We start from the raw sequence: 13,372 nt of genomic DNA, 5'->3' as shown, positions 1-13,372 counted from the left end.
AACGACGCAAAAGGAGTTCCCATGACCGTGCTGCTGACCTGGGTGATCAACGCGCTCGCGCTCCTGATCATCACCTGGCTCGTTCCGTCGATCCACGTGCGCAGCTTCGGCACCGCGCTGATCATCGCGCTCGTGCTCGGCCTCATCAACGCTATCCTGCGTCCGGTGCTCATCATCCTCACGCTGCCCGTGACCGTCCTCACGCTCGGCCTGTTCATTCTCGTGGTGAATGCGCTGTGCTTCTGGCTCGCGGCGTCGCTGCTCAAGGGCTTCGAGGTGTCGGGCTTCTGGTCGGCGTTCTTCGGCTCGATCCTCTACAGCATCGTCTCCTGGCTGCTCTCGGCGCTGATTTTCGGCAACCGCAGCCTCGGCTGATGCATGCACGGGCCGCAGCCTCGCGCTGCGGCTCGCTTAACACCCAAGCGATCATGAAACCGATCGAACTCTCATTCGAATTTTTTCCGCCGAAGACCCCGGACGGCATCGAAAAGCTGCGCGCCACGCGCGCGCAACTGCTCACGCTCAAGCCGCGCTTCGTCTCGGTCACCTTCGGCGCGGGCGGCTCCACGCAGCAAGGCACGCTCGACACCATCGTCGAGATCGCCAAGGAAGGCGTCGATGCGGCACCGCACCTTTCGTGCATCGGCTCGTCGAAGGACAGCCTGCGCGAGATCCTGCGCCAGTACCGCTCGCACGGCATCCGCCACATCGTGGCGCTGCGCGGCGACCTGCCTTCGGGCATGGGCGCAGTGGGCGAGCTGCGCTATGCGTCGGAGCTCGTGGCGTTCATCCGCGAGGAAACCGGCGACGCGTTTCACATCGAAGTGGCCGGCTATCCCGAGTACCACCCGCAGTCGCGCTCGCCGCGCCACGACCTCGAGGCGTTCGCGAAGAAGGTGAAGGCCGGCGCGGACTCGGCCATCACGCAGTACTTCTTCAACGGCGACGCGTACTTCCGCTTCGTGGAAGACGCGAAGAAGCTCGGCGTGGACGTGCCCATCGTGCCCGGCATCATGCCGATCACGAACTACACGCAGCTCATGCGCTTCTCGGAAATGTGCGGCGCGGAAGTGCCGCGCTGGGTGGCGCGTCGCCTCGAGAGTTTCGGCGACGACCGCGAGTCGATCCGCGCGTTCGGCCTCGACGTGGTGACGGACCTGTGCCGTCGTCTGGTCGAAGGCGGCGCGCCGGGGCTGCACTTCTACACGCTCAATGCGGCGGGCGCGACCAAGGCGATCTGCGAACGGCTCGATTTGTGAGCGCATGAGGCGTCCTTCAGTTCTGGCCTGCCGCCTGCGTGCGGCGCCATGCAAACCGCGCGGCATCCTTTACCGGGTGCTGCGCGGTTTTTTTATGCGCAGCCGTGCCGGCTAGCGCTCGTGATCTGCGTCAAAGGCCGTGGCTGGCGCGGTGCCGATAATCGAGGGTTTTTACCCGCGTGATCACGCCATGGCATGCGTCGTGCGCGGCTGGCCTTTGCGCATGACGACTTCCATTCCCGAAACCCCTTCGCAAGCCGGCACTTTCGCCGATGCGCTCGCCGCGTGGCGTGCCGGCGCGCTGGACGAGGCACGCGCGCGCTGCGGGCGGCTGATCGCGGCCAATGCGCGCGATGGCGACGCCTTGCATCTCGCCGGCATCCTCGAAACGGCGCGCGACCGGCTCGCGGCGCGCGCGCTGATCGAGCGCGCGCTCGCGGTGCGCGAAGACCCCTACTTTCTCGTGAGCCTCGGGCTCACCCATGACGCGGCCACCGAAGCGCAAGGCGCATTCGCGGCGCTCGAACGCGCGCTCGCGCTCAAGCCCGATTTTTCGATCGCGCTGAACAACCTCGCGAACCTCCATGTGAGCCAGGGCGACTTCCCGCGCGCGCTCGCAGCCTTCGAGCGTGCACTCGCGCTCGCTCCCGACAACGCAGGGGCGCACTACAACTACGGCAGCACCCTGTTGGCGAGCGGCGAAGCAGCACGCGCGGAGGCGCCGCTGCGCCGCGCGGTCGCGCTGGACCCGGGGTCCGTGAACGCGTGGAACAATCTCGCAAACGTCCTGATCGCGCTCAGGCGCACGGGCGAGGCGCAGGCAGTGCTCGAGCACGCCCGCACGCTCACGCCCGAATCGTCCAATGTGCTCACGAATCTCGGCTGCCTGCTGCGGGCCTGCGGCCGCGAGGCCGAGGCCCAGGTGGTATTGGAGCGCGCGCTCGAACTCGCGCCCGACGACGCGTCGGCGTGGAACAACCTCGGCAATGTGTTCGTGGATCTTTCGCGCATCGACGACGCACATGCGTGCTTCACGCGCGCCCTCGAACTGAAGCCGGCTTTCGCCAACGCGTGGAGCAATCTGGGCAACGCGCACAAGTACGCGGGCGCGATCGAGGCGGCGCTCGCGTGCTATCGCGAAGCGCTCGCACGCGAGCCCGGCAACATCGGCGCGCACAGCAACGCCGTCTATGGGCTGATGTTCGCGACCGAGGACGGCCGCGCGATCCGCGCCGCTGCCGAGCAGCTCTCGCGGCAGCACGAAGCGGCCTTGCTCGCGCAACCAGTTGCGCATGCGACCACGCCCGATGCGGGACGGCGGCTGCGCATCGGCTATGTCTCGCCGGACTTTCGCAACCACTGCCAGATGCTGTTCACGACGCCGCTGTTCCAGCATCACGATCACGCGGCGTTCGAGATCGTCTGCTATTCGAGCGTCGCGCAACCCGACGAGGTGACGGCGCGCCTCGCCGCCCACGCAGATCGCTGGCGCGACGTGCGCGAGCTCGACAATGCGCGGCTCGCGCAGCAGATTCACGACGATCGCATCGACATCCTCGTGGACCTGACGATGCACATGAACGGCGCGCGCCGTCTCATGTTCGCGCGGCGGCCCGCGCCGGTGCAGGTGGCGTGGCTCGCTTACCCGGGCACCACGGGCAGCGCGGCCATCGGCTGGCGGCTCACCGATCCGTGGCTCGACCCGCCCGGTGCGCCGGGCGTGGACGATCAGTACACCGAGCGCTCGCTGCGCTTGCCCGACTCGTTCTGGTGCTACGACGCGCTCGCGCCCGGCATCGAGGTCAATGGCTTGCCGATGCTGGCCAAGGGGCACGACGGCGCCATCACGTTCGGCTGCCTGAACACCCCCTGCAAGCTCACCGACGCCACCTTCGCGCTCTGGTCGGGCGTGTTCGCGGCGCTGCCCACGGCGCGGCTCGTGCTGATGGCGCCGCCCGGCGCCGCGCGCGAGCGGCTCCTGGCGCGCCTCGCGGCCCATGGCGTCGATGCGGCGCGCGTGCGCTTCGTGGGCTTTCAGCCGCGTGAGGACTATCTGCTCACCTGGGCGCAAGTCGATCTCGCGCTCGACACGTTTCCCTACAACGGCCATACCACGAGCCTCGATGCGCTCTGGATGGGCGTGCCCGTGCCCACGCGCGTGGGCCGCTCGGCGGCGGGCCGCGCGGGCCTTTCGCTGCTCGCCAACCTGGGGCTGGCGGAGCTGGCCGCGCATACCGATGCCGCCTATGTCGAACTCGTGGTCGCGCTCGCGCGCGATCCGGCACGCCTCGCCGCGCTGCGCGCGAGCCTGCGCCCGCGCATGGCGGCCTCGCCGCTGATGGACGGAGAACGCTTCGCGCGCAACATGGAAGCCGCGTACCGCCTCATGTGGCGCGACTGGTGCGCTCGCGCGCAGGCGGTGAACGACGGTTGATACTGCCGCCGAAAGCCAGTCGAAGCCGAACCTGGACAGCGCGCCAGCGCCAGCATCCGCGCCGGCGGCCAGGGAAACTGCAAGCGAAATGACGGCGCGCTATCGTGCTTCAGCGGACCGGCGCGGGCACAAGTGGGACACAGGCGGGACACAAGCGGGAGATGAGAAGAACATGAGCGGCCACGGCCTGCGGATTGCCCGGGAAGCCGCCCGCAGCAAGCCTGTCAACCAGGCATTTCCTGCGTGATGGTCATTTTGGCCGGCTTGTGAGCGCAGGCGGTGCTCAAGTAAGATCGCGCTACGCTGGCTCAGGCCGGCACCGAACTGGAGGAAACATGAAAGAAAACAATCTGTTGCGTGCCGCGCGAATGACGTCGCTCGTGGCGCTCGCAGCGGCATCGATTGCGGGGGCCACCGTCGCGCACGCCGCGGGCAGCATCCCGAACAAGACGCTCGTGTACTGCTCGGAAGGCAGCCCCGCTGGCTTCGACTCCGCCCAATACACGACGGGCGTCGACTTCACCGCGGCCACGTTCACCGTCTACAACCGCCTCGTCGAGTTCGAGCGCGGCGGCACCAAGGTCGAACCGGGTCTCGCACAATCGTGGGATGTTTCCCCTGATGGCAAGACCTACACGTTCCATCTGCGCCATGGCGTGAAGTTCCAGACCACGGCGTACTTCAAGCCCACGCGCGAATTCAACGCCGACGACGTCGTGTTCACGTTCGACCGCATGCTCAACACGAACAACGCGTTCCGCAAGGCGTACCCGGTGTCGTTCCCGTACTTCACCGACATGGGCCTGGATAAACTCATCGCGAAGGTCGAGAAGGTCGACCCGTACACGGTGAAGTTCACGCTCAACGAACCGAACGCGCCGTTCATCCAGAACATGGCGATGGAGTTCGCCTCGATTCTCTCGGCTGAATACGCGGATCAACTGATGAAGGCCGGCAAGGCCGCCGACATCAATCAGTACCCGGTCGGCACGGGGCCGTTCATCTTCAAGAGCTATACGAAGGACGCGACCATCCGTTTCGATGGCAATCCTGACTATTGGAAGCCGGGCGCGGTGAAGCTCTCGAAGCTGATCTTCTCGATCACGCCCGATGCGAGCGTGCGCGTGCAGAAGTTGAAGCGCGACGAATGCCAGGTGATGAGCTATCCGCGTCCCGCCGACATCGCGCCGCTGAAGGCCGACCCGAACATCGCGATGCCTTCGCAGCCGGGCTTCAACCTCGGCTACCTGTCGTACAACGTCGAGCACAAGCCGATGGACAAGCTCGAAGTGCGTCAGGCGCTCGACATGGCGATCAACAAGAAGGCGATCATCGAGTCGGTGTATCAAGGCGCGGGCCAGGCCGCGACCAACCCGATGCCGCCCACGCAATGGTCCTACGACAAGACGCTGAAGGCGCAGCCGTACGATCCGGCGAAGGCCAAGGCGCTGCTCGCGAAGGCCGGCTTGTCCAACGGCTTCGAGATGACGCTCTGGGCCATGCCCGTGCAGCGCGCCTACAACCCGAATGCACGCCTGATGGCCGAGATGATCCAGGCCGACTGGGCCAAGATCGGCGTGAAGGCGAAGATCGTCACGTACGAGTGGGGCGAGTACATCAAGCGCGCGCACGCGGGCGAGGACGACTCGATGCTGATCGGCTGGACGGGCGACAACGGCGACCCCGACAACTGGCTCGGCACGCTGCTCGGCTGCGAGGCCGTGAACGGCAACAACTTCAGCAAGTGGTGCTACAAGCCGTTCGACGAGCTGGTCCAGAAGGGCCGCCAGAGCTCGGCGCAGGCGGTGCGCACGAATCTCTACATTCAGGCGCAGCAGATCTTCGCGCAGCAACTGCCGTTCTCGCCGATCGCCCACTCGACCGTCTATCAGCCGGTCAGCAAGAAGGTGACCGACATGCGCATCGAGCCGCTCGGCTATGCGCGCTTCGACGGCGTCGGCATGCAGTAACGTCTATCGGGTAGTTTTTCGCGCAGCCTTCACACACACGGAAGGCCCGCGAAAATGGTCCGGCGACCGGGGTCACGAGCCCCTGTCGCCGGTTGCGTTTCATTTCAGGCTTTAAGGGGGAACGTCACATGTTCCGCTTCGTATTGCGCCGCATCGGCATGGTGATACCCACCTTCATCGGTATTACGCTGCTTGCGTTCGCGCTCATCCACCTGATTCCGGGCGACCCCATCGAAGTGATGATGGGCGAGCGCGGCGTCGATCCCCAAATGCACGCCGAGGCCATGCACCGCCTCGGGCTCGACGAGCCGCTGCCGATGCAGTACGTGCACTATGTGTGGCGCGCGCTGCACGGCAACCTCGGCACGTCGATCATCACCAACACCAGTGTGATGGGCGAGTTCCTCGCGCGCTTTCCGGCCACCGTCGAACTTTCGCTGTGCGCGCTCATCTTCGCGCTCGCCATGGGCCTGCCCGCCGGCGTGTTCGCGGCCCTGAGGCGCGGCACCGTCGTTGATCACGGCGTGATGGGCACCGCGCTCACCGGCTATTCGATGCCGATCTTCTGGTGGGGCCTCATTCTCATCATGGTGTTTTCGTCGAAGCTCGGCTGGACGCCGGTGTCGGGACGCATCGCCGTCGAATACGACATTCCGCACGTCACCGGCTTCATGCTGATCGATTCGCTGCTGCCAGGCACCGACGAAGGCGCGTTCAAGTCGGTGCTCTCGCATCTGATCCTGCCCGCCATCGTGCTCGGCACGATTCCGCTGGCCGTGGTCGCGCGCATGACGCGCTCGTCCATGCTCGAAGTGCTGCGCGAGGACTACATCCGCACCGCGCGCGCCAAGGGCCTCTCGCCCGTGCGCGTGATCGTCGTGCACGCGCTGCGCAACGCGCTGATTCCCGTGGTGACCGTGATCGGTTTGCAGGTCGGCACGCTGCTGGCCGGGGCGGTGCTCACCGAGACGCTGTTCTCGTGGCCCGGCATCGGCAAATGGCTGATCGACGCGATCAGCCGGCGCGACTACCCGGTGGTGCAGGGCGGCATTCTCATGATCGCGACGCTCGTGATCGTCGTGAACCTGTTCGTCGATTTGCTGTACGGCGTGCTCAATCCGCGCATTCGACATACGAGGTAATCACGCCATGACGATGCAAACCCTTCAATCCATTCATCGAACCGTGGAGGCATGATGGCTGACATTCAGAACAGCGTGCCCCGCGCCGTCACGCCGCCCTCGGGCCGCGCGCTCGTGCTGCGCGAATTCTGGGCGAACTTCTCGCGCAACAAGGGCGCCGTGGGCGCCGGCATCATCGTGCTCGCGCTGATCGTCATCGCGGTCCTCGCGCCGCTGATCGCGCCGCACAGCCCCGTCGAGCAGTACCGCGATTTCGTGAAGATCCCGCCCGCCTGGCTCGACGGCGGCAACTGGAAGTTCATTCTGGGCACCGACGAAGCGGGCCGCGACATCCTCTCGCGCCTGATGTACGGTGCGCGGCTCTCGCTGTGGATCGGCTGCGTCTCGGTGATGCTCGCGCTGATTCCGGGCGTCGTGCTCGGGCTCGTGGCCGCGTTCTTCGAGAAGTGGGCCGACACGCCGATCATGCGTCTGATGGACGTGCTGCTCGCGCTGCCGTCGCTCTTGCTCGCGGTGGCCGTGGTCGCGATCATCGGCCCGGGCCTCACGAACACCATGTTCGCGATCGCCATCGTCGCGCTGCCCGGTTATGTGCGTCTGACACGCGGCTCGGCGCTCGGCGAACTGCACAAGGAGTACGTGACCGCCTCGCGCGTGGCCGGCGCCGGCACGCTGCGGCTGATGTTCTCGCAGGTGCTGCCCAACTGCACCGCGCCGCTGATCGTGCAGGCGACGCTCGGCTTCAGCTCGGCGATTCTCGATGCTGCGGCGCTGGGCTTTCTCGGCCTCGGCGTGCAGCCGCCCGCTGCGGAGTGGGGCGCGATGCTCGCTTCGGCGCGCGACTATATCGACAGCGCCTGGTGGATCGTCACGATGCCCGGCCTTTCCATCCTGATCTCGGTGCTCGCGATCAATCTGCTCGGCGACGGGCTGCGCGATGCACTCGATCCCAAGCTCAAGCGGATGGCCTGAATGAAAACGACCCCCACGCTCCTTACAGTCGCTGCCCCCCGCGGGGGCGTCAGTCCTCTTGGGGCGGCCCGGCGAGGACTGACATGACGAAAGAACTACTGAACATCCGCAATCTGGCGGTGAACTTCAACGGCTTGCCCGCCGTCGACCGCGTGAATCTCTCGGTGGCGCCGGGCGAAGTGCTCGGCATCGTCGGCGAATCGGGCTCGGGCAAGAGCGTGACGATGATGGCGCTGATGGGCCTCATCGATGCGCCCGGCAAGGTGAGCGCCGACTCCATCACCTTCGATGGCCGCGACCTGCTCAACGCCACCGGCAAGGAGCGCCGCCGCATCGTGGGCAAGGACATCGCCATGGTGTTCCAGGACGCGCTCACGAGCCTGAATCCGAGCTACACGGTCGGCTATCAGATCAAGGAAGTGCTCAAGCTGCATGAGGGCCTGCGCGGTTCCGCGCTCCATGCGCGCGCCTTGGAATTGCTCGACCAGGTGGGCATTCCCGACGCGAAGAACCGCATCGACAACTTCCCGCACCAGATGTCGGGCGGCATGAACCAGCGCGTGATGATCGCGATGGCCGTGGCCTGCAACCCGAAGCTCCTGATCGCCGACGAGCCCACCACGGCGCTCGACGTGACCATCCAGGCGCAGATCATGGCGCTGCTCGTGCAGTTGCAGAAGGAGCGCGGCATGGCGCTCGTGCTGATCTCGCACGATCTGGCCGTGGTCTCCGAAGTCGCGCAGCGCGTGGCCGTGATGTACGCGGGCGAGATCATCGAGACCAACCGCGTGCCCGATATCTTCGCCAAGCCGCACCATCCGTACACGGAGGCGCTGCTCGCCGCGATCCCCGAGCACAACAAGGGGGCCATGCGTCTGGCCGCGCTGCCCGGCATGGTGCCCGGCCGCGACGACCGGCCGGGCGGATGCCTGTTCGCGCCGCGCTGCAAGTACGTGGTGGACGGCTGCATGAAGGCGCGGCCGGCGCTCGATCCAGTCGCCGATCGCGCCGACCAGAGCGCCGGCTACGCGCAGGTGCGCTGCATCAAGCCGCTGAACGTGGCCCTGACTCAATCCAACGGAGGCGCGCGATGAACGCAGTCCGGCAATCCGCGGCTCGCGAGGATGACAAAGTACTCGTCGCGGACAACCTCAAGAAGCACTACAGCGTGAAGCGCGGCATGTTCGGCACGGGCACCGTGAAGGCGCTCAATGGCGTGTCGTTCTCGCTCACGCGCGGGCGCACGCTCGCGGTGGTGGGCGAGTCGGGCTGCGGCAAGTCCACGCTCGCGCGCCAGCTCACGATGATCGAGCCGCCCACCTCGGGCAAGCTGACCATCGACGGCGAGGACGTCGCGCACGCGAGCCACGAGAAGATCGCCGCGCTGCGCCGCCGCGTGCAGATGGTGTTCCAGAACCCGTTCGCCTCGCTCAATCCGCGCAAGACCGTCGAGCAGACGCTCGGCGAGCCGCTCGCGATCAACACCAAGCTCACGGCGAGCGAGCGCGCCGACCGCATCGCGCACATGATGCGCATCGTGGGCCTGCGGCCCGAGCATGCGAAGCGCTATCCGCACATGTTCTCGGGCGGCCAGCGTCAGCGTGTCGCCATTGCGCGCGCGATGATCCTCGACCCGCAGATCGTGGTGGCCGACGAGCCGGTGTCCGCGCTCGACGTGTCGATCCAGGCGCAGATCCTCAATCTGTTCATGGATCTGCAGGAGCAGTTCCGCACCAGCTACGTGTTCATTTCGCACAACCTGGCCGTGGTCGAGCATATCGCCGACGACGTGATGGTGATGTACCTGGGCGGCGTGGCCGAGCTTGGCGACAAGCACACGGTGATCGGGCGGCCGCGCCATCCGTACACGCGCTCGCTGCTTTCGGCGACGCCCGCGATCTTCGAAGCGGACCGGCGCGTGAAGATCAAGCTGGAGGGCGAGCTGCCTTCGCCGCTGAACCCGCCTTCGGGCTGCACTTTCCATCAGCGTTGTCCGTATGCGGTCGAACGGTGCCGCAAGGAAGTGCCGGTTTTACGCGAAGTGGATGGGCGTCAGGTATCCTGCCATCGTGCTGAGGAGGTGGGGGAAGAAGATGGGCGGCCCATGCCGGCCTGAAGTAACGGCGGCGCGCCGGTTTGCGCGCCGCAAGCCAAAGGGCGGCCGTCGCGCCGCATCGACGATGCAAAACCGGGGCCGCCTGCGGGCGGGCGGCGCGCTTTCACGGGGGCTTGCGCGAGCAATTGCAGCTGCGTTCGCCGCTGCGTTCGCGCGGGCGCGCTCATGGCTGCGCGCGGCGCTGGCAACGGCGCTTGCGCTGGCCGTTGCGCTCGGGCCGTCGCTCGACCGGCCGCTGCGCGCGTTCCTGCCCAGCGCGTATGCGGCCGCCACCGTCGCCAATGTCCCCGGCGTGCATCCTGCCGTTCCCGCGCCAGGCCAGCCTTCGGGCGGCGGCCTGCCGGGCTTCCACTCGCCGCCGCCCATGCCGAGCTACGCATCGGGTACGACGGCGGGCGGTCCGGTGCGCACGCAGCCGGCACGCATGCCGTTCTATGTCGCCACGCGCGGCACCACCACCATTTATCTGCTCGGCACGCTGCACGTGGGCGACCCCGCCGACTATCCGCCGAACCAGCCGTTCCGTGCGCCGATCCTCGCGGCGCTCAACGCCTCGCCCACGCTTGCGCTCGAACTTTCGCCCGATGACCTGCTCGTCTCGCAGGACGACGTCTCGAAATATGGCGTGTGCCGCAAGCCCTGCCTGCAACAACTGCTGCCCGATCCGCTCTGGGCGAAGCTCGCGGCGCGCTTGCGCGGCAATCCCGAGGCGCTCGCCGAGATCCGCAAGATGAAGCCGTGGCTCGCCTCGCTGCTGGTGGAAACCTACGATTCGCTGAGCGCGGGTTTGCAGACCGAGTACGGTACCGAGGCGCAGCTGCAGAACGTGTACCTGCGCCTGAAGGGGCGGCGCGTGGTTGGGCTGGAAACGCTGGCTGAGCAGATGCGCGCGTTCACTCACCTCACGCTTGCGCAGCAGCGCGAGATGCTCGCGCAGGATCTCGCGCAAACGCCCGCGCAAAACGTCGCAGACGTGCAGACGCTGTTGCGGCTGTGGCGCCTCGGCGACGCCGACGCAATCGCGGCCTGGGATGCCGCCCACACCGAAAAGCTCGCGCACGACCCGCGCGTGGCGGCGTCGGTGGATAACCGCATCGTCTACGAGCGCAACCGCCGCTTCGTCGCGCGCATGCAACTGTATACCGCGCCCAACAAGCCGCTCTTCGTGGCAGTCGGCGCGCTGCACCTGGGCGGACGCAACGGCGTGCTCCAGTTGCTGCGGCAGCGCGGCTTCACCGTTGATCCGGGCTGAGGTCCAGCTCTTCGTTGATGGGCAACCCGGTTGCCTTGCGCGCTTTCTGCGCGGACTTGCGCGCGCCTGCGCTGCTTGCGCCGCTTTTGCCGCTTGCGCCACTGGTGCCTGTCACGCGCCCGGGTTTTTCGGCGAGCGCCTCGCGCAGTTCTTCGAGCGCCGGTTGCCAGTTACCCACTTCGCGCTGGCGGAACAGCCGCGCCGTGGGGTACCACGGCGAGTCCGCGCGCTTTTCGAGCCAGCGCCATTCGCCGTTCGCGGGCACGAGGATCCAGACCGGCTTGCCAAGCGCGCCGGCCAGATGCGCGACCGAGGTATCCACGGCAATCACGAGATCGAGATTCATGATGAGCGCGGCCGTGTCTCCGAAGTCGCGCAGATCGTCGCTGAAGTCATGGACCGGTGCGCCGCCGGCCAGCGCCGCAAGCTGCGCGCGGGCCGCTTCGCCCTTTTGCAGCGAGAACCAGCTGATTTTCTCCAGCGTGAAGAGCGGCTGGAATGCCGCCAGCGCCACCGAGCGGTTGTGGTCGTTATAGAAGCCGGGATTGCCGCCCCAGACGAGGCCGATGTTGCGGTAGCCAGCGGGCTTGCGCAAGCGGCCGGGCGTGCTTGCCGCGCCGGTCGCATGGGTCGCATTAGTCGCACCGGTTGGTTTGGCGACTGCTTCTAGCGCGGCCAGCGGGGCCGGGGGCGGGGCTTTGCCGGCCTGGCGCGCGAGGTCCGCGAGCATCGCGGCCTGCACGCGCGGCTTCCACGCCTGAATGTCGACGTCGCGTGCAAAGAGATAGGGCACCGTGGCCGGAACCGTGTGGAGTTCGGTGCCGCACGCGGACGGGGCACTCATCACGTATAGCCAGTAGTCGTAGTCGCCTGCGGGCGTGCCGGTCCAGGCGCGGTGCACGCCCGGCACCGACTGCGCGAGCAACTGCAGGGTCTGCGGCACGCAGACGTCCACGCTTGCGCCGCGCGCGGCAAGCACGCTCGCGTAGCGCACGAACTGGATCTGGTCGCCGAAGCCCTGCTCGTGCACGAGCAAGAGGCGCTTGCCGTCGAGCGGCTCGCCTTGCCACTCGGCGATGCCTTCGATGTCGAACGGCGCGTAATCGCAGGCGCGCCAGCGCCGAGCATACTCGGCCCAGCCTTCGCGATACTCGCCGCGCTTGAGCTTGAGCCAGACGAGGTTCTGGCGCGCGTCGGCGTTTTGCGGGTCGATCTCGATCGCGCGCTGGTAGTAGGGCGCTTCCTCGTCGTTGCGCCCTTGCGCGCCCAGCGAAGCGCCGAGGCACACGAGATTCGCCGCGTTCGGCTCCAGCTCCACGGCCCTGCGATAGCACGTTTCCGCGGCCCGATAGTCGCCGGTCTGGCCGAGCGTGGTGCCGAGATTCACCCAGGCGGCCGCGTAGCCGGGCGCCAGCTCGACGGCCTGGCGGTAGTGAACGATGGCGGCAGCGTCGTCGCCGAGTGCGCGCTGCGCGTTGCCGAGGTTGAAGTGAATGGCGGCGTCGGCGGGCGCGAGCGCAAGCGCTTCGCGATAGCAGGCGAGCGCCTCCTCGCCGCGCGCGAGCTTCGCGAGCACGCTGCCCAGGTTCACCTGCGCGTTCACGGACTCCGGCGCCAGCGCGAGCGCCGCACGGCAGTGGCGCTCGGCTCCCGCGAGGTCGCCCGCTTCGCGCAGCGCGAGCCCGAGGTTGTTGTGCGCATCGGCGAATCCGGGTACGAGGCGCAGCGCCTCGCGCAGGTTGTGCGCCGCTTCCTCGTGCTGGCCGAGCGAGAGCGCGGCGAGTCCGCGATTGCTCCAGCAGACCGCGTCGTTGGGCGCGTGCGCGAGCGCGCGATCCATGAGCGCGAGTGCGCCACGATGGTCGCCGAGCTGGTGGCGCGCCACGCCCCAGTAATGCAAGGCGTCGGCATGGGTCGAATCGCGCTCGACCAGCGCGCGATAGATCGCTTGTGCTTCGTCAAGACGCCCCGCGCCGTGGGCTGCGAGTGCGGCGGCAAGGCGCGCACCGGAATCGGCATGTTCGGCGTGTTCGTCAGGCGGGGAGGAATCAGCGGAAGCGGAGGAACCGTCGGCGTTCGAAGTCATGGGCATGTGAGGCCGATCCGGCGCGCGGGCGATGGGCGCGCATCTGACCGGAATTGGAGAGAACCGTACAAAGTAGGGATCTGGCCCTGCCGCTTCGATAAGAAAATTCCGAAAGCGCTGCGGCCGGTGACGAAACACCCT

Annotated in this window: 10 protein-coding genes; 9 read left to right on the top strand and 1 reads right to left on the bottom strand. The window is 67.2% G+C overall.

The features are described 5' to 3' along the window. The first annotated feature begins 21 nt into the window (after positions 1-21). The 9 genes from P5W98_RS13865 to P5W98_RS13825 all read left to right on the top strand — a co-directional run bounded on the left by P5W98_RS13865 (position 22) and on the right by P5W98_RS13825 (position 11,145). Positions 22-375 (top strand): phage holin family protein, encoded by a 354-nt coding sequence (locus P5W98_RS13865; RefSeq protein ID WP_421024984.1) that lies wholly within the window; start codon positions 22-24, stop codon positions 373-375. 53 nt (positions 376-428) lie between these two features. Next, positions 429-1,259 carry a methylenetetrahydrofolate reductase [NAD(P)H] gene (gene metF / locus P5W98_RS13860; RefSeq protein ID WP_421024983.1) on the top strand — a complete coding sequence of 277 codons (831 nt, stop codon included), beginning with the start codon at positions 429-431 and terminating at the stop codon, positions 1,257-1,259. Positions 1,260-1,482: 223 nt separating this feature from the next. Next, the gene (locus P5W98_RS13855; RefSeq protein WP_421024982.1) at positions 1,483-3,693 is read left to right on the top strand and encodes a tetratricopeptide repeat protein; all 2,211 of its coding nucleotides are present in this window, start codon (positions 1,483-1,485) and stop codon (positions 3,691-3,693) included. A gap of 335 nt (positions 3,694-4,028) precedes the next feature. Continuing rightward, the gene (locus tag P5W98_RS13850; protein WP_421024981.1) at positions 4,029-5,663 is read left to right on the top strand and encodes an ABC transporter substrate-binding protein; all 1,635 of its coding nucleotides are present in this window, start codon (positions 4,029-4,031) and stop codon (positions 5,661-5,663) included. 128 nt (positions 5,664-5,791) lie between these two features. Then, positions 5,792-6,805 carry an ABC transporter permease subunit gene (locus P5W98_RS13845; protein ID WP_421024980.1) on the top strand — a complete coding sequence of 338 codons (1,014 nt, stop codon included), beginning with the start codon at positions 5,792-5,794 and terminating at the stop codon, positions 6,803-6,805. Between the two features lie 54 nt (positions 6,806-6,859). Beyond that, on the top strand, positions 6,860-7,777 hold the full coding sequence (locus P5W98_RS13840) for an ABC transporter permease subunit (RefSeq protein ID WP_421025286.1): 918 nt from the start codon (positions 6,860-6,862) through the stop codon (positions 7,775-7,777). Between the two features lie 83 nt (positions 7,778-7,860). Then, positions 7,861-8,871: an ABC transporter ATP-binding protein gene (locus P5W98_RS13835; protein ID WP_421024979.1), complete on the top strand. Its 1,011-nt coding sequence runs from the start codon at positions 7,861-7,863 to the stop codon at positions 8,869-8,871. After that, positions 8,868-9,893 (top strand): peptide ABC transporter ATP-binding protein, encoded by a 1,026-nt coding sequence (locus P5W98_RS13830; protein WP_421024978.1) that lies wholly within the window; start codon positions 8,868-8,870, stop codon positions 9,891-9,893. Before P5W98_RS13835 ends, P5W98_RS13830 begins: the two co-directional genes overlap by 4 nt. Then, positions 9,871-11,145, top strand: coding sequence for a TraB/GumN family protein (locus tag P5W98_RS13825; RefSeq protein WP_421024977.1), 1,275 nt, complete (start codon positions 9,871-9,873; stop codon positions 11,143-11,145). Before P5W98_RS13830 ends, P5W98_RS13825 begins: the two co-directional genes overlap by 23 nt. Here the strand turns inward: P5W98_RS13825 and P5W98_RS13820 are convergent. Next, positions 11,126-13,237, bottom strand: a complete 2,112-nt coding sequence (locus P5W98_RS13820) for a tetratricopeptide repeat protein (protein ID WP_421024976.1) — start codon at positions 13,235-13,237, stop codon at positions 11,126-11,128. The two genes, P5W98_RS13825 and P5W98_RS13820, sit on opposite strands and share 20 nt — an antisense overlap. Positions 13,238-13,372 lie beyond the last annotated feature (135 nt).

The organism is Paraburkholderia sp. A1BS-2L (assembly GCF_051125205.1).
GTDB lineage: Bacteria > Pseudomonadota > Gammaproteobacteria > Burkholderiales > Burkholderiaceae > Paraburkholderia.
The sequence above is the reverse complement of the archived record's forward strand: the minus strand, read 5'-3'. Positions and strand labels throughout refer to the sequence as shown.